The 17,239-nt window shown below is 44.3% G+C and carries 18 protein-coding genes; 9 read left to right on the plus strand and 9 right to left on the minus strand.

Annotated elements, in window-relative coordinates; translation table 11 throughout:
* The 3 genes from AB6D58_RS18515 to AB6D58_RS18525 form a co-directional block, all read right to left on the minus strand.
* Positions 1 to 1,005: a response regulator gene (locus tag AB6D58_RS18515; RefSeq protein WP_029236531.1), complete on the minus strand. Its 1,005-nt coding sequence runs from the start codon at positions 1,003 to 1,005 to the stop codon at positions 1 to 3.
* A 323-nt stretch (positions 1,006 to 1,328) separates the two neighbouring features.
* A complete protein-coding gene (locus AB6D58_RS18520) occupies positions 1,329 to 1,574 on the minus strand; it encodes a hypothetical protein (protein ID WP_010430578.1) in 246 nt (81 codons plus the stop codon).
* A 200-nt stretch (positions 1,575 to 1,774) separates the two neighbouring features.
* The gene (locus AB6D58_RS18525; RefSeq protein ID WP_017062432.1) at positions 1,775 to 3,127 is read right to left on the minus strand and encodes an MATE family efflux transporter; all 1,353 of its coding nucleotides are present in this window, start codon (positions 3,125 to 3,127) and stop codon (positions 1,775 to 1,777) included.
* A 100-nt stretch (positions 3,128 to 3,227) separates the two neighbouring features.
* Here AB6D58_RS18525 and AB6D58_RS18530 point away from each other — a divergent pair, with 100 nt between their 5' ends.
* Positions 3,228 to 4,202 (plus strand): LysR family transcriptional regulator, encoded by a 975-nt coding sequence (locus AB6D58_RS18530; protein ID WP_017068435.1) that lies wholly within the window; start codon positions 3,228 to 3,230, stop codon positions 4,200 to 4,202.
* Between the two features lie 42 nt (positions 4,203 to 4,244).
* Positions 4,245 to 5,144, plus strand: coding sequence for a DMT family transporter (locus AB6D58_RS18535; protein WP_372158001.1), 900 nt, complete (start codon positions 4,245 to 4,247; stop codon positions 5,142 to 5,144).
* 138 nt (positions 5,145 to 5,282) lie between these two features.
* Here AB6D58_RS18535 and AB6D58_RS18540 read toward each other — a convergent pair whose 3' ends face one another.
* Positions 5,283 to 5,702 (minus strand): VOC family protein, encoded by a 420-nt coding sequence (locus AB6D58_RS18540; RefSeq protein WP_372158004.1) that lies wholly within the window; start codon positions 5,700 to 5,702, stop codon positions 5,283 to 5,285.
* A gap of 398 nt (positions 5,703 to 6,100) precedes the next feature.
* Between AB6D58_RS18540 and AB6D58_RS18545 the strand changes: the two genes are divergently transcribed.
* The gene (locus tag AB6D58_RS18545) at positions 6,101 to 6,721 is read left to right on the plus strand and encodes a heme-binding beta-barrel domain-containing protein (RefSeq protein ID WP_017062436.1); all 621 of its coding nucleotides are present in this window, start codon (positions 6,101 to 6,103) and stop codon (positions 6,719 to 6,721) included.
* Between the two features lie 71 nt (positions 6,722 to 6,792).
* Here the strand turns inward: AB6D58_RS18545 and AB6D58_RS18550 are convergent, their stop codons facing one another.
* Entirely contained in the window at positions 6,793 to 7,773 is a 981-nt protein-coding gene (locus AB6D58_RS18550; protein ID WP_032545880.1) for a bile acid:sodium symporter family protein, read from the minus strand.
* A gap of 345 nt (positions 7,774 to 8,118) precedes the next feature.
* Between AB6D58_RS18550 and AB6D58_RS18555 the strand changes: the two genes are divergently transcribed.
* Positions 8,119 to 8,385, plus strand: coding sequence for a DUF3081 domain-containing protein (locus tag AB6D58_RS18555; RefSeq protein WP_372074263.1), 267 nt, complete (start codon positions 8,119 to 8,121; stop codon positions 8,383 to 8,385).
* 55 nt (positions 8,386 to 8,440) lie between these two features.
* Positions 8,441 to 9,052, plus strand: a complete 612-nt coding sequence (locus AB6D58_RS18560) for a CIA30 family protein (RefSeq protein WP_372158007.1) — start codon at positions 8,441 to 8,443, stop codon at positions 9,050 to 9,052.
* Positions 9,053 to 9,183: 131 nt separating this feature from the next.
* Here the strand turns inward: AB6D58_RS18560 and AB6D58_RS18565 are convergent, their stop codons facing one another.
* Positions 9,184 to 10,209: a zinc-binding alcohol dehydrogenase family protein gene (locus AB6D58_RS18565; protein WP_372158010.1), complete on the minus strand. Its 1,026-nt coding sequence runs from the start codon at positions 10,207 to 10,209 to the stop codon at positions 9,184 to 9,186.
* A gap of 199 nt (positions 10,210 to 10,408) precedes the next feature.
* Between AB6D58_RS18565 and AB6D58_RS18570 the strand changes: the two genes are divergently transcribed.
* Positions 10,409 to 11,341: a LysR family transcriptional regulator gene (locus tag AB6D58_RS18570; RefSeq protein ID WP_137002266.1), complete on the plus strand. Its 933-nt coding sequence runs from the start codon at positions 10,409 to 10,411 to the stop codon at positions 11,339 to 11,341.
* A 146-nt stretch (positions 11,342 to 11,487) separates the two neighbouring features.
* Here AB6D58_RS18570 and AB6D58_RS18575 read toward each other — a convergent pair whose 3' ends face one another.
* The gene (locus AB6D58_RS18575) at positions 11,488 to 11,874 is read right to left on the minus strand and encodes a hypothetical protein (RefSeq protein ID WP_048606034.1); all 387 of its coding nucleotides are present in this window, start codon (positions 11,872 to 11,874) and stop codon (positions 11,488 to 11,490) included.
* A gap of 415 nt (positions 11,875 to 12,289) precedes the next feature.
* Here AB6D58_RS18575 and AB6D58_RS18580 point away from each other — a divergent pair, with 415 nt between their 5' ends.
* On the plus strand, positions 12,290 to 13,273 hold the full coding sequence (locus AB6D58_RS18580; RefSeq protein WP_136982649.1) for a hypothetical protein: 984 nt from the start codon (positions 12,290 to 12,292) through the stop codon (positions 13,271 to 13,273).
* A 113-nt stretch (positions 13,274 to 13,386) separates the two neighbouring features.
* On the opposite strand, the gene AB6D58_RS18585 is transcribed toward AB6D58_RS18580, so the two are convergent.
* Entirely contained in the window at positions 13,387 to 14,580 is a 1,194-nt protein-coding gene (locus AB6D58_RS18585) for a benzoate/H(+) symporter BenE family transporter (protein ID WP_372158013.1), read from the minus strand.
* A 97-nt stretch (positions 14,581 to 14,677) separates the two neighbouring features.
* Between AB6D58_RS18585 and AB6D58_RS18590 the strand changes: the two genes are divergently transcribed.
* Entirely contained in the window at positions 14,678 to 15,244 is a 567-nt protein-coding gene (locus tag AB6D58_RS18590; protein WP_065584742.1) for a helix-turn-helix domain-containing protein, read from the plus strand.
* Between the two features lie 96 nt (positions 15,245 to 15,340).
* Here the strand turns inward: AB6D58_RS18590 and AB6D58_RS18595 are convergent, their stop codons facing one another.
* Positions 15,341 to 16,390, minus strand: coding sequence for a cysteine synthase A (locus tag AB6D58_RS18595; RefSeq protein WP_102320367.1), 1,050 nt, complete (start codon positions 16,388 to 16,390; stop codon positions 15,341 to 15,343).
* Between the two features lie 217 nt (positions 16,391 to 16,607).
* On the opposite strand from AB6D58_RS18595, the gene AB6D58_RS18600 reads away from it, so the two are divergent.
* Positions 16,608 to 16,775, plus strand: coding sequence for a hypothetical protein (locus tag AB6D58_RS18600; RefSeq protein ID WP_017062447.1), 168 nt, complete (start codon positions 16,608 to 16,610; stop codon positions 16,773 to 16,775).
* Positions 16,776 to 17,239: the final 464 nt, after the last annotated feature.

Genomic DNA, 17,239 nt, shown 5'->3' on the forward strand with positions numbered 1-17,239 from the left:
TTAAAACTCCTCCATTAGGTAGGCCAATTTGTTGTCTAGAAGAGGCAGAGACTCATCAACGAACATAAACAGAAGGTCACAACGGATAGAAGTGCCATCAATGTTGTAGCTGACTTCAAAGGTCATGGTCTTTTTGAACGAGCCGCTGGTATTTTCAATCACAGAATCGATCGAGATATGTTGACCTAGCAGTACAGGAGAGCTCTGGAAGAAACGAACTTCTGATTGCTCCCCTAATCCATTCAAGAATGAGCCGACTAAGATGTTCGACACATCCATCAGTAGCTCTAACTCTTCTAGCTGCTCGCTCTCTGTTGGCACCTTCATGAGCTTCTTAAGATCGCTCACACTAGAATCACTCAATAAGACTAATGCTTCGCCTGCAATACCTTCTCCGCTAAAGCCTTGGCAAACACCCGACACTTGGTCGTTGTCGGCTAGGTCACGAAGTGCCATGTGCAATTCACTCACTTCGAAGATGTTGACGTTCGGCAGCGGTAGGTGAACAAACACATTAAAGTGACGAGCCAGTGCATCAGCGGCACGGCCTATCGCTACGTTCGCGACTTCCATATAGATATCGCGTCTGCGAAGTATTGGCAGTTCTAAAGCGGTTGGGGTAATGATTTGAGGTTGTTTTGGCGGCTCGACATGCTCACGTAAAATGGCTTTTAGCGCTTCTTTATCGATCGGCTTTTGCAAAAATGCTTTGGCGCCAAGATCCAGCACCTTCTGTTGTGCTTTTGGTTGTATGTCACCAGAAACAACGACAACTGGCGTGGTATCGCCTAAACGTTGCATCTCTTCCAATGTGCCATAGCCGTCTAATTCCGGCATGGTTAGGTCGAGGAACATCAATTTGAATTGGTTTTTAGCGAGCTCTTCAAGTGCATTAAGCCCATGAACAGCAAAAGTTATATCTGCATTTAGAGAACTAGGCAGTGACCGAGCCATCTGCTTCCTTGCTAACGCAGAATCATCACATATAAGAACTGGGAACGACATAAATGCACCACTGACAAATTAAAGCTAATTCGACCGAGTGTAACAGAACATTATGGTATCAGGTACGGGGTGAATGGATTTATGTGCAGATTATTAGTAAGAATGATGAAACAGGTGGGTAAGCTATTATTTCGCATTATTCTTCATGAAAAACAATATGCTACAAAGGTAATAGCCAATCCTTGCTGTTGAGTAATAGCACTATTATATTTAACAGCAGCCTTAACAAGCGGGTTTATTAAGGCTCGACTGACTGACTCATTCATTGAACGGCTTTATGTAGCCATGATAGAGAGCTATCCAACAAAGCTAATGCAAGAGAACTAGAACTGATATGAAGGCCATAAAATCAGTAATGCGAAACGTATGATCACAGCAAATACCAACAACGCGATCCCCAGGCGATACCATTTGTATTCGGCGATGTTCATTGGGATACGCTTGTAGAACATCGTAATCACGCCTTTCCAATCGCTACTGCGTCTTCCGTACTGCATCATGCTCGTCAAAACAAACAGTGCGCCAAGCACTAACATTCCTTTTTCAGCCCAGAACAATCCAACTTCCATTTGTGTATTCCTTGATAAAACGGTGAGCAACTCAAATCATTCTAGTCACCTTTTAGCTCGGTTTCTGTAAGACCAAGGTCTAAATTACGAAGTACGCAATTCAGGGCTTATAGGTCATTGTTGGTAATTGATAGTTCTCGGTCAGCAATACAACGTTTATCGTTCAAGGTTCCATGGTAAAGGCGAGCATCACAAGCAAATCACGTATAAGCATGATTCGACAAATCTGGAGATTGGTTGTTCTTTTGAATGACACGCATCAATTGGATAAGCAGCAGAATACCTGTCACGCCTAAGCCAACACCGATTCCGCCCCAAATCCCTGCCAATTCGAACTTAGGCATCAAATACCAAGCCGCAGGCAAGCCAAATACCCAGTAACCGATGGCAGTCATCACGGTTGGCATAGAGACAATCTTCATGCCTCTTAGCAGGTTAATCGCCAGTAGCTGCCAAGCATCAACAATAAAGCACAAAGCAACGACCCAAATCACAGAAGCCAGTAGTGAAGTCATAGCACCCGTGCCATCGTCTAACTTGAAGATAGAAGCGATCATCTCAGGCCATATAATGAACACGGCCGACAACGCCACACTCAACACCGACACCAATATGAAGCTTTGAATCGAGGTTCTTTTTATTCCTTCGTAGTTACCCGCGCCAAAATCACGGCCAACCAAAATCGCCGCAGCTTGTGAGAAACCAAAATTGAAGTTCCAAGTAAAGCTTAAACATTGCAGCAAGATTTGGTGCAAGGCTAACGAAGCAATACTGATCGTGCCCGCCATCAAGGTGCCACCGTAAATCAAGCCATGCTCAAGTAAAGCAGCCAAGCCGATAGGTAGACCCATCAACAACAATGGGCTCATCAACTTGATTGAATACTCTTCTGTATTTAGCCAAGGGGCGAACTGCTTAAACTCGTCACGCTTAAATACCCAAACCGTATATCCAACCATCACGATAAATGCCGCGATAGCCGTACCAAGCCCTAAACCTGTTAAGCCCATGTCTAATTGGAAGGTGAGAAAGTAGCTCACTGGCACATTCAGAATTACGGTGATAATCGACATCACAAGAATGGAGCGCACGTTGCCAAACGCACTGGTTAAGCCACGAAGTACCAACAAGATAAGCGAAGGCAACATTACCCACTTCAAAGCATGGACATATTCCATGGCTAAAGTGATCACTTCTGGTGGCTGTTTGGCTGCTTCTAATACCAACGGAGCAAACCAGAAGCTGGCCATTAAGGTCACGCTGAGCACGAATGCCAACATGGTTGCGCCTTTCACCGCCAATCTAATTTGAGTATTACCAAACTCAGGGCGAGCTACTCGCTGACCATAAGCGATCGCAATCAAATTCGCGACACAACCCACGGTGCTGCTCGCAATAATGAAGATGAAAAAGTAGATTGAGGCACCTAAGCCACCAGCCGCAAGGGCTGACACACTGATACGCGACATCATCCAAACATCAGTAAGGACTAAAGCCATAGAGATCAGCTGTGAAATGATCAAAGGGAATGCAAGAGTGAGTATTTTTTTCATGAGCGCCTCAGGTAATTTCGCCCAAAATACGATCGATGAGGCTAGCGTTCAATTGATAAATTTGCGACTCTAACATTCCATAAACTCATGCGAACGAATTATGACCCCATATCCTAGCTTGCCATCATCACATAATGGCTTAAAAGCCTTTGAAGCTGCTGCAAGGCTGATGAGCTTTACTCTGGCTGCCGAAGAGCTGCATGTGACACAAAGTGCGATCAGCCGACAGATCAAACAGCTTGAAGATGAGTTAAACGCATCACTGGTTATTCGTAAGCATCGAGCCATAGAATTAACGGTACAAGGTCATGATTTGTATGTGGCTTTGCGAGAAAGCTACGGTAATATCGAAGCTGTTATCGCCTCTTGGAGTGAGCCCAAGCAGAAGCGTATCGTGATCAAAGCGACTCTGAGTTTCGCGACGCGAGTATTGATCTCCAAAGTTCGGGAATTAAACGAGCGTTATCAAGATCATGAGATAGTCATTGTTCCTGTGATTGAGGAAGACGAATCGATTAATAGTAGTGAGTATGATCTACTGATCTTCCACACGCGTTTCAAAAAACGCTATGACAAGGCACCTGACATTACCTTCTTGCGTGAAGAGTTCATGGCGCCGGTTTGCTCTACTAGTTTAACCACCAAAGACACCGACCTTGATTCAATCTTAACCTTGCCAAGGCTGCATCCAACCTTAGATCATCACGACTGGAAAGTGTGGCTGGCCGATGTTGAATTCCCACCAAAGAAACCTGTCAGAAATACCAGCTTCTTGTCTTTAGATATGGCGCTCAGTGCCTGTCTATCCGGTGAAGGGGTTACGGTCACGGATCTGTTGTTAGTTCAACAAGATCTCCAACGAGGCTTCTTGTACTGCCCTAGAAATGCAAAAATCCAACACAGTGCTTGGACTTACTTCATGCACCAGCGTAGTCACACGCCTATCATCAACGACCTTATTGAATGGCTTAGAGAAGAGACAACAAAAGAGATCGAGTTGCTGAAAGTACTCGCACAGCAATATCAATGGTTTGGTGTAATAGAACAGGACAAAGACTTTGGTCGGCTCTTCTAAACTAAGTTATGATTCCTGTTCCCTCAACCGATTGATATTTTTATGTCTTCTTTCTCTTTTTCACAAATCCCTGTTGGGGTTCGATTCATGATCCTCTCCGCTTTTGGATTCGCACTGATGTCAGCTTGTGTGAAATACATCAGCAATTATGGCATTCCTGTATTCGAAATTGTTGCAGCAAGGGCTTTGGTGTCTTTGATCATCAGTTATATCGACGTTAAGCGAAAAGGCATTTCGATCTGGGGAAATAACAAACCTTTGTTGTTTGTTCGAGGCGCAGTTGGTACAGCAGCCTTGATGTGTGTTTACTACGCTGTGACCACTTTGCCATTAGCCGAAGCGACCATTCTACAATACGTTCATCCTGTATTTACCGCCCTACTTGGCGTGTTATTTCTGAAAGAACGCGTCCAAAAATCGACCATGATCTGCATTGCGTTCTGCCTAGCTGGGCTATTAGTGATGGTACAACCAAGTATGAACAGTGGCGCGAGCAGCGAGTTACCGCTATTTAGCATTATGGTGGCGTTATGTGGCGCATTTGGTAGCTCAATTGCTTATGTGATTGTGAGAAAACTTAGCCAAACGGAAGATAGCTCAGTCATCATCTTCTACTTCCCATTGGTTGCGCTACCAATCTCAACAGCTCTTATCTGGAACGACTTTGTATGGCCTAGCCTATTCCTAACCATGATGCTTATGCTCGTCGGGATTTTCACACAAATAGGACAATACGGTTTAACCAAAGCAATGCAAACCCAGGCAGCTGGTAAAGCTTCAGCTTACTCATACGTGCAGATCGTCTTCTCAGCGCTATTAGGTGTGTGGATCTTCAATGAGATTCCATCGGTTTGGACTTATCTAGGTGGTGGCCTGATTGTCACTGGTGCACTCATTAACGTGTTTGGTAAACAGCTATTGGTGCCGTTCAAGGCTAAATAAGTAACCCACTCAATATCAGCTGATAAATAGAATCTAAAAAGGGCATTGCGGATTATTCCACGATGCCCTTTTCTATAAATGCTCTCTAGCGCGCTTTCATTCAGCTAACCAACTTTAACAAAGCGGCGTATTACGTAACTAACTCGTGGCATTTCGTAACTTAGGATCATCACTCAAATACTCAACAAACTCGATTTCAAAGCCTGCAGGATCCACAAAGTAGACATTTTTTCGATAAGGTTCTTCGGCACCGGGTTTGGCAATTGGAAAGCCCGCATCAACAAGGCGTTGAGTGACACTTTCGATATTATTGGTCACATAAGCGAAGTGTGCGAGACCAACAGAATGCCCAGCCAAATATCTATTTTCACCTTCACCGTGATCACTTATTGCTATGTATTGGTACTCGTCGCCAAAATGCAGCCAGTTACGTGGCTTACCTGACCACTCCCCTTTTCCCTCATCACGGACATACCAATGAGGGAACGCCGCTTTATAGAAAGCCAGCATTTCTGGGATATCTTTTACCACTAAATTCACATGTTCAAGTTGGATCATTCTTCTCTCCTTAAAGTATTCTCGTAAGCAACGTTGCATATCCTAATACCTCAAGTTAAGTTGAGGTAAAGCACTAATTTGCATTTATTTCGAGAACGTCTTTAGAGCCCAAATTGTCGTATTTGATGCGATACAAGCTTTAAGTTTAGACGACCTAATCCAATGTGACTCAACTCAACCACAAGAGTTAGCAAACCCATGGTGTATCACTGAGATAAGACGACCCAACAACTGCACCTTGCTCAATATATACACACATTAATACCCCCTTACTGACTGATACATCAAGTTACAATTAGATTTCATATTAGCCAACAACACTGATCTGGGTTAATAAACTGGTTTCACAATAACCTTATTTTTATTGGGGTCAGATAATTAATAAAAAGGAAGTTAAAGTGAAAAAATTATTAGCACTTGGTATCGCAGCGGTAATCTCGGCTCCAGCAGTAGCCGACCACAACACAATCAATGGTATGGATTTTGGTCCACTCGCAAAGTTAGTCGGCACATGGAAATCAGTCGAAACTGGCGGCGTTGATATTTCTCCAGGCCAAGAAGGCACAGAAGTGGGTGCAGGTGGTCCCGCGGTTACACCATTCTATGAAGTAATGACGTTTGAGGTTGCGGCAGATGCAACCAATGCCAGCGATCAATATCTGGTTGCTCTGTACTACAAACAAGAAGTATTCAGAAAGGCCGACGACTCTAAGTTCCACGATCAACGTGGCTACTTCATCTACGACCAAAAAAATCAGGTCGTCTACAACTCTTACTGCGTACCACGCACCACATGTGTCACCGCAGAAGGCCCTGCTGGCGATACAATGACGTTAGTTGCGTCTAAGCGTGGCATCGCTGAGTCCGAATACATGACGGACAACGCAACCACCACGGGCTTCACGATGAACATTAGCATTTCAGACGATACGCTGACGTACTCTCAAACAACAGGCTTAGAGATCTACGACAACGCATTTGCTCATACAGATTCAAGCACTCTAATTAAAGTGAAGTAGATTCAAATACAAACGCCTTTCACAGCGAAGTGAAAGGCGTTTTTCTTTTGTACTTGTAACAACAAACAAGTTTAACTAGATTGTGTATCAACCTTGGCGTAACGGTTGGCTAGCACTGCACAGTAAAAGATCTGAATCGGGTGATAAAGCATGATTGGTAGTAATATCATCCCTAGATTAGGGTTGTGAGCAAAGATCACCTTAGCCATAGGAATACCCGCCGCTAAGGTCTTCTTAGTACCACAGAATACTGCCGCGACTTCATCTTGATGATTGAATCCAACCTTTCGGGCACTCCATTGAATGCCGTGTACCATCACCATCAATACCACTAAACAAATCACCGCTGACAGCAACAACAGCATTGGTGAAAAGTCGCTCCAAATACCGTGTTCAATAGAGTCACAGAAAGCACTGTAGACGATCAGAAGTATCACGTATTTATCTAACTTATTGACCACTGACTTGTGTTTCTGAGTCCATTCAAAAAGTAACGGGCGCATCAACTGGCCGACAATCATTGGCAATAGCAGCATTTTAGATATAGAGATCACCGATTCCATCAGGTTTAGCTCTGCACCTTCCAACCCCATAAAGAGCTGGATCAGTAGAGGCGTAATGAACACGCCTAAAATACTAGAAAGTGATGCATTGAATATCGCACCCGGTAGGTTTCCTTTTCCAATCACCGTCATCGCGACCGAAGACGAAATCGTACTCGGTAATACGAAGAGGTAACAGAAACCAAAGGCCAGAGCTGCTGGCATATAAGCGACAAAGCCTTGCCCGAATATCACCCAAAGCAGTGGGTAAACTAAGAATGTCGCGCTTTGTACAAAAACATGCAGCTTCCAATTCGAAAGCCCCTCAAGAATGGCTTTGGGAGACAAACCCAAACCGTGTAAGAAAAACACCAAAGCGATGCCGAGAACAGTCACCGTATCGAGATGAAGTACCCCACCCGATTTGCCCCAATCCGGCGTAAAAACAGCAACGACCATAGCCACCACCATCCCTACAAGAAACCATTCCTTTTTCAGTTTTTCTATCATGTTGACACGCACTTTCTGTAGATTCCATTTCAGCCAATAACAAGGCTCCGATGCTATTTATCCTATCGACTCTAATTTTAATTAACCACCATAAACGCAAATTAAGCTCGTCTTTATCTTGAGGGTTAACGTTGTTATTCGAGTTTGTTACGCACGCTTCGCTCTGGATTGAACAGATGTATGGAATGATGATGAAATATTAGAAAACAGCGGTTTATCGAGAAGGTAAGACCCTTTCAGTGATCGGGGCACAGAGGTAAGCCGTAAGGATATGAAAGAAAGACGTAGGCAATCTAAACACCAAAGATCAGCCTATTCTCAAAGATGACGCAGCGGGAGTAACACATGGACAACAGAATCACCATTATTGAATTTCTCAGAGTATTTGAGTTTATTCGCTCTTCCGGTGAGCAACGGGACAACAAATATCTAGTTGGCGAAATGACGGCTTGGCATGATTACGACGGTTACACCTGTTGGCTAAGCTATAAAGACGTCACGGTGACGCTGATGTTTCACGGTTCGCTAAAAATTGAGTACGGCAACGCTTCAAATTACTCTGAATTTATTGAGCATTGTATGGGTATGCTTGCCACTGAACCTTCTCCATAAAACGCGAACAGACTAACGGCTAACGGCTAACGGCTAACGGCTAACGGAGACAATCATGAACGAAACGGCTTCATTGCTTAAGCGAAGACACCCTTTGTGGCTAGTACTCAGCCTCTCCTTTTTATGGTCTCAAGTATCTGTAGCAGGCATAGGTATGATTGATTTTATACAACCGAACGAACACAAGAATTGGACAGCGACCAACGACGATGTAATGGGTGGCATCTCTACAGGCGAGCTCATTTATCTTGATGATATGAGTCGATTTAGGGGCGAGCTATCGTTAGAAAATAATGGTGGTTTCAGTTCTGTAAAGCGCTCCATTGAATCACCAGCCCATGAAATAGATAGCGCAGAGCTAGTTTTCGTTGGTGATGGTCGCACCTACCAACTGAGGCTCACAACATCGAAAGATGGTAATCGAGTTCAATACAAACACGATTTCGATACCATTAAGGGAGTGCGGCTTAACAAGGTGTTCCACTTCAATGATTTTCAAGCTGTGTTCAGAGGTCGGCTACTGAGCGATGCGCCGGAACTTAGGGCACGAGACATCAAACAAATCGGTTTTTTGATTGCAGACAAACAGGCATCGCCTTTTGAGCTAGACCTAATACAGCTTCACTTCAGAACATCGAAACCTATCACATCACCAGAAGCTGACTAAACTGACTAAACTGACTAAACTGAAAACAAACAAAAGCCCCTGAAACCTTTTGACTAGCAATCAGATATCAGGGGCTTCTTCTATTTAAACCGTCAACAATTCAAAACAACGGCGGATTAAAACATCAGCAATTAGTATTTGATAGCTGTTTTACCAATCGAGGCACTGCTTTCAATACGTTGGTGTGCATCTTTAAGTGTTTCCACACTAAAGCCATTTAGGGTCGTGGTTAGAGTCGTTTTAATACGGCCCGAATCAATCAGATTCGCGGCTTGGAATAGGATGTCTTGCTGCTTCTGGATATCTTCGGTGTTAAACAATGAACGCGTGAACATCAGCTCCCAAACAAAGCCTGCTGATTTTCCTTGCAGCGCTGATAAGTCAATGCCACCATCAAATTCAACAATCGAACTGATCATGCCTTGCGGTGCGATCAACTCAACCATCGCATCCCAGTGCCCTTTTGTATCAGCAACATTGAAAATGTAGTCAACATGTTGAATGCCTTGCTCTCGCACTGACTCAACAAGGTTACGGTGGTTCACCACATAGTCCGCTCCCATATCTCTTACCCACTGCTCCGTTTCAGGTCTTGAAGCTGTTGCGATAACATTTAGGTTGGTCAGTTGCTTAGCCAGTTGAATCGTAATTGAACCAACGCCGCCCGCTCCACCAATGATCAGGATAGACTTTTTCTCTTCAGGACGAACACGCAAGCGGTCAAACAACGCTTCCCATGCTGTAAGCGTCGCTAGTGGCATAACGGCTGCAGCTTCATCAGAAAGGCTCTTAGGCGCTTTAGCGGTAATACGGTAGTCCACAGCTTGGTATTCTGCGTTAGCCCCCATGCGTGTTACGTCACCCGCATAGTACACACGGTCACCGACTTCGAAGCCTTCAACGTCAGCACCTTTACCAACAACTTCACCGACTGCGTCATAGCCCAGCACTTTTGGCTGCTCAAGAGTTTTGTCTTTGGCATTACGAATACGAATTTTAGCGTCAGCAGGATTGATAGAAGTCGCGCTCACTTTTACCAGCAAGTCATTATTTTTTAGTTCTGGCAGACTCGTTTCAAACTCAAATAAACTGTCTTGCTCTGTAATCGCAAGTGATTGAGTAAATCCGATAGCTTTCATTGTTAATGGTAATGACATGATACTTCTCCTTAAATTCGATAATTGAATCTTAGAGAATTCTCGCTTTAGATAAACAGCCTAATATTTGAATTATTATCAAATGATTTTTGATAATAAGATGTATATGCGCAGGAAAAATACTAAGATTAGCAATTTGAAAATGCCTAATTTATGGGTAACCGAACAACCGATTCAAGGTTCAGAACAGGGAAACGAAATGCTTCTTGAAGACTTACAGGTCATTTTGAAAGTGGCGGAGTTTCGCAGTATCACCGCTGCAGCCACCAACCTCGATATGCGTACTGCCACAGCAAGTGCAGCGGTAAAACGTGTTGAAGCGGCACTCGGTGCAGAGTTGTTTGTAAGAACCACACGCCACCTAAGGCTCTCTTCAGCAGGCGAGCGTTATTTACCGGAATGCGAACAAGCCTTAAAGATGTTGGAGCAAGCGAAGCTCAACATGCGCGAAGAGCTTGGTATTCTTGACGGTGAAATTCGCATAGCGCTTTCATCGGATCTAGGACGCAACCTAATCACACCTTGGTTAGATGAGTTCTTGCTTGAATACCCAAAGGCGACGCTTCGCACTAGCATCAGCGATAGCAATATCGACTTCTACCGAGATTCCGTCGATATGGCGCTGCGTTACGGCTCTCCGACCGATGCCAACATGTATGGTTTCAAGATATGCGATGTGCCGAGGATATTGTGTGCGGCTCCTGAATACTTGGCTGAAATGGGCACACCAAAACACCCGAGTGACTTAGCGCAGCACAATGGTTTGCTTTACCAACTCCATGACATGTTGCAAGACGAGTGGGTGTTTAACGATGGTACTCAAGATCATAAAGTGAAACTAAAAGGAAATCGCGCTTCGAACGACGCAGACCTTGTAAGACGTTGGTGTATCGCAGGTAAAGGAGTGGCAATAAAATCTTGTCTAGACATGTCTCCTCACCTGCTTTCAGGCGAAGTGGTTAAAGTTATGCCTGAATTTAAGCCGACACCTACCGAGCTGTGGTTAGTGTGTCCAAGTCGTCAATCCATCACCCCTACTGTGCGTCTACTGAGAGATTTATTCAGAGAGAAAACCGCTGAGATCCTTTCGCAACTGAGCAAACAAGGCATTACAGAAGGCACAACATCTTAAGGTTTAATGTCGCTTATATAAGAAGCAGAGAGACAAAAAAGGCGTTAGCGAACTTCAATTCGCTAACGCCTTTCATCATTAGAACATCATAGCTGCATGATGAACCTTAATAAGAGTACTTAGTTTAATACTCTTAATACAAAAGCTTAGTTTGACTCGTCTTCAACATCGCAGTCTGCGCAGCACTGAAGAGCAATCTCATGTTCGAAGGTGATGGTGTCTTTACCTTCTTCTACTAGCTCTGCGATTTCGTCTGCCACTTCTTTTTCATCATCCGCTTCGATTCCGCTTTCTAACTCTTCTTCTGAGTAACCAAAGAAGTTAAGCAGCAAGTACTCGCGAGCTTCTTCTTTCGTACAAACCACGTCTGCTGAAAGGTCAGGAGTAACCTCGCCTTGTGCAAGTGTTGCTGTCACTTGTGCGATAGCATCGTCTTTCATCGCAGGCGTTAACCAACCAAGATCAGTACTTACTGTCGTTTTTTTACAGTCGAAGCAAGGCAGTTGGTGAAAGTAGTATTGAAAGGTAGTCATAGGTAAATTCTTCTTTAAATGTTGTATAGCGAGATTATGCGCGTTTTGTAGCAAAATACTATCTCAATCACAACCTGAAACCGCTTCGTTCTAAGTATTTTTTCAAGCTCCGCGCAAGCTGATGTGATCATCCTATAAAAGCGCTGTTTTGCGCATGCTTACTCAGCTTTACGCTTGTTTACATTTGTACGGGTAATATATGCCTCATCAAATAATAAGCGTGGTACCTCACAATTGCTTTGGCTCTTGCTTAGTTTCGTCGTTCCAGCTATCAGCTATGAGTTCACGGCTTACTTAGCTACTTAGCTACTTAGCTCGGATTTGTTTGAAATAGCTTTGTTTTCAATTAACTTACTTGCACTTGGCTTATTTTGAACCACGCTTATTTAAATCACCCATTTAGGATACCCAATCAATGATCATCAAAAAATATCAAGCCCTTGCCCTTTCATCGGTTGCTTTGCTCGCTACAGGCTGCTCACCATCATCAGATACGCCTTCGGTCAGCAACATCAGTGATTACCAAGGCTCAGCGAGTATTACTCAGGGTGTGGCGACCACCGTTGAATCGAATCTCTTTGAGTGTGCAAACGGACGTAGCCGAGTGGCGGGCGTTGGGGAAATTACGGACTCAGAAGGAAAGGTTTGGACGGTTCCAGCCAAGAACAACTTTGCGACAGGGCCAAAAGCCTTTGATCTTTATGAAGAGTGCTCAAACACCACGCCAAGTAGCCTAGCCGAAGTCGATCAAAGCTCTGTACCTGTAGCGATAGTGGATCAAGACGGTGAGGAAATAACAGGTTATATTTTTGCCGATAACTATTTCGAACTTTATATCAACGGCAAGTTAATCGCGGTAGATACCGTTCCTTTCACACCGTTTAACTCAAACATCGTCAAATTTAAGGTGAAGAAGCCTTACACGATTGCCGTGAAAGTGATTGATTGGGAAGAAAACCTAGGTCTTGGCAGCGAAGATAACCGCGGAAAGGCATACCACGCTGGTGATGGTGGCTTTATCGCGAGCTTTAGTGACGGAACCGTGACAGGACCAGACTGGCAAGCACAAACCTTTTATACCTCACCGATTTATGACCTGACTTGTTTGAGTGAAGTGGACGGGAAGCGTCTTTCTGAAAGCTGCACCACGGAAGGAACAGACCACGGTCAAGATGCCTACGCCGCTCATTGGGAAACACCAACCAACTGGATGAACCAAGAGTTCGATTCAACATCTTGGCCTCAAGCATCGGTATATTCAGAAGACGATATTGGCGTGAACAATAAAAAAGCGTACATGAACTTTATCGAAAAATTCAGTGGTGCTGGCGCAAGCTTTATCTGGTCGACAAATGTCGTTCTCGATAATGAAGTGCTACTGAGATACGAAGTTAAGTAGCTTTATTCCTTTGTAAGCAAGCCCAGCCACGAGTATGACTGGGCTTGCTACTCAAACAACTTGCTGGTGTTTCTAATTCACAGCGAACCTGATCCTAATCTTGGGTCGTTTGATTACGACGAAGTTTGCGAAGTCTTGTTTGCTCCACGTGACTTAGCTTTGTAATTGTGCAACCAGCAACAAAACAACCCGATGCACAACCCCCAAAATGCACTGCCGATCCCCAGTAGATTGGTGCCAGAAGCAGTGAATAAGAAAGTAAGCAGTGCAGGCTCTCGATAGTGGTTGTCTGCCATCGAAACAGCTAAACAATTCATCAAGGTCGGCATCACCGCTAAGCCAGCAACCGCAATGACAATCTCGGAGGGCACAGCGCTAAACAGCGACACAAATGACATACCCATCACGCCAGCTAACAAGTAAAACCCGCCCATACAGATCCCCGCCATGTAACGTGTCTTTGGATTACTATCCGCATTCGGGCCCATACAAATAGCGCCCGTAATCGCTGCAAGGTTATACGCAAAACCGCCAAATGGTGCGAAGATCAAACCTGTCACCCCAGTGGTAGTAATGATCTTCGATGAATCGACTTGGTATCCGTTCGCTTTTAGAACCGCAAATCCCGGTAAGTTCTGTGAAGCCATCGTCACTATAAACAATGGGATACCGACACTGAACAACGAAAAGAACTCAAAATCGGGCGTAATGAACACCGGGGTCGTTAATCCCATAGTTACCTGACTAACATCGAGTTTGCCAAAACCCACACACATGACCAGTGCGATGATGAAAATGCTTGGGATCAGTAAATTTCCTAACCGCGCTTTCGCCAGAATAAATACAGCAAGCATGACCGCTACGACTTGTGCCTCTTCCATTAGCGACGTGAACAAACCCAAACCGAATTGCAATAGAATCCCCGCGAGCATCGCAGAGGCAATCGATGTTGGGATCTGTTTTAGGACTTTCTCAAATATCCCCGCTAATCCAACTAACGTGATCAACATCGAACTGAACAAAAACACGGCCACAGCCTGATTCATTGTCAGCCCTTCAAGCGATGTGATTAACAACGCCGCTCCAGGCGTCGACCACGCTGTAACCACAGGCTTCTTGTAATGAAACGAGAGCAGTATTGTGGTTACGCCCATGCCAATTCCCAACGCCCAAAACCATGACGCCACTTGTTCTTCGGTTGCTCCAGCACTCATTGCCGCTTGGAAAATAATCGCCGCAGCGCTCGCATAACCAATGAAAACAGCGATAAAGCCGGTACTGACGTGAGAAAATTTTAGCTTAGTCATGTTAATCTCTTCTTGCGTGCGTTATAACGTCCATAGACCAAACCTAGCACTGTGCGCTATAACGCACAACTTATTTGTAAAAACTTTTAGAGAAAATATGCAAACAGAAATTAAAGTTGGTGTTAATTTGAAACGCCTTCGCCAACAAAAAGGCTGGAGCTTAGACAAAACAGCGAAAGCAACAGGCGTGAGTAAAGCAATGTTAGGACAAATTGAACGTGGAGAATCCAGCCCGACAGTCGCTAAGCTCTGGCAGATAGCTTCTGGATTCGAGGTGTCACTTTCGAGCTTTATCGCGGCTAGCCCAAACAGTGAACTGACGAGTTTATTCAGAGATGCAAACGAACTAAGGCATGAAGAATACAACATTGGCTTTTTCGTCAGTTTGTTGTTTCCTTTTGAGGAAGCACTAGGATTTGAAATATTCGAACTCACCCTAGCACCCGATTACCAGCATGAATCCGCCCCACATAACGCAGGCGTCACTGAGCACATCTTATGCATTTCAGGAGAGATGGCCGTGATGTTTGATGATGAGTGGCATACATTACGCGCAGGACAAGCCGTTCGCTTTAATGCTAACCAGACCCATGCCTACAAAAATATCGGTGAAGGAAACGCCGTATTTCATAATGTGATTCACTACCCTAATAACAAGCAATAGTGCCGGATTTGGTGCTAACGGATGTTTAGCTCTAACCGGATGTTCAGCGCTAACGAAAGAGCTGGCAGACCACTGGCTGTTACTAACTTAAAGCGACTATACGTTGACGACCATGCTGCCATCTTCGGCTTGATAACGAGCCCATAGTTGAGAGAGGTTTTCTTTATTAAGCTGTATCTCTTTTTCTTTCAGAAACGTTTCGTTGTGCAGCTTCGAATACGAGCGCTCAGCAAGGTCACAGCTAAATGTAACGATGGTTTTCCCTTTCCCCATTCTAGCCGCAGCGTATAGCGCACCTGCTACGTTCAACGACGAACTGCTTCCTAGAAGAATACCGTCATGTTCCGCAACAAGGCGGGATATCGTCACCAAATCCTGATCGGGAAGCGTGATGGCACGATTGATTTTTGCCTGCCTGAAATTTTCAACCGTTCGCATGATCCCTATGCCTTCCGTGAACGAACTTCCCGTTGATTGATAGTGTCCATTACGTAGAAACGAATAAATGCCGGACCCATTTGGGTCAACTAACCAAGTTTCGAGATTGGGTTGCTGCTCAGATAGATAGTGTGAGTTTCCGGCAATGGTTCCACCCGTCCCCACCACTGAAACTAGAGCATCAATATTCCCCTGTGTTTGCTGCCAGATCTCAGGTCCAGTATTTAAATAGTGCGCTCGATAATTACTGAGATTTTCAAACTGATCTGCCCACCAATAACTCTCATTTTCGACACCAATCCGCTTAGCCGTGTGGTAAAAATGTTCAGGGTTTGCAAAAGGACAAGGGTCGACCAATAACAGTTCAGCATTATAAAGCGAGATCATGCGCTCTTTCTCTTGTGCCTGCCCTTTTGGCATCACCACCAACATTTTGTAACCAAGGGATTTAGCGACCAGAGCAAGTCCTATTCCCGTATTACCAGCAGTACCTTCAACGATTGTCATTCCCGGCTTAAGCTTACCGGCTTCTATTGCATCCATAACCAACTGAAGTGCCGCTCTATCTTTAATCGAACCACCCGGGTTCTGGTGTTCGCACTTAATAAGAATCTCACAACCTGATATCTCTGAAAGACTGTTGATTCTAACAAGATCGGTATCGCCAATCAGTTCACTGAGATTGTTTGCAATATGGGCAGATGACATCGCGACTCCATTTATTTGTTGAGGATAAGTTTGTTCATCGATTGGGTTGTCGATGATCATAAGCGTAGCTCTGGGGTCTGCTTAGTCAAGAAGTGCCGGAATTGAAAAGACTCTCATTTTCCAAATAGCAATTATAATTTGGGGTGACCGATTAGATTGAGGGCAAAAAAATGTTTCTAAAAGAGAAAAAACCGGTGACCTCGTTGATGTAACTGAAATGACCAAATTAACCAACTTATTTCAAGACAGTATCGAAGGTCGGTTTCAAGCAGGCGAAGAACAGCAAGACCCTGAGATGTTTAAAAAGTCCGAACTGATGTTTATGTCAGGGGAAGAGTTACCTCGATGCTGGACAGATCCAAACTACCGCTCAGGGACTAAATAACCTTAGCGCTTCCAGATCACCCGATGAGTCGCAATTTAAGCTCTGTTCTAAAACTGTTTCACGATCGCCTTGTAGGCTATCCCCCTGTTAAAACATTCAGACGCATCTTTACTAGACACAAAAAGCGAGCCACTTGGGCTCGCTTTTGATTGTCTTTTTCTTGCTTAGACTTCAGTTCAGATTACAGAAGTTCTACCGACTGTTGAGCAATCACGAATTCTTCGTTGGTTGGCAAGCTATTATAATCGCACCTATTAACACGGGTTTGGACATAAATGAGTTTCGAAGAACCAAGTATTAGCAAATCACGAATTAGCATAAGTATGGAAAGTCACTAAGCTCACTGTCCAGTATTGATGGTGCACATCACTGCCTTGTTTTTACACAAATCTGACATTGATGAATGCCATAAGCTATCGATATAAACATCAATATATTGTATTATTATATCCGTATTTATACTT

Source organism: Vibrio sp. 10N.239.312.D08 (genome assembly GCF_041466145.1).
In the GTDB taxonomy this organism is placed as follows: domain Bacteria; phylum Pseudomonadota; class Gammaproteobacteria; order Enterobacterales; family Vibrionaceae; genus Vibrio; species Vibrio crassostreae_C.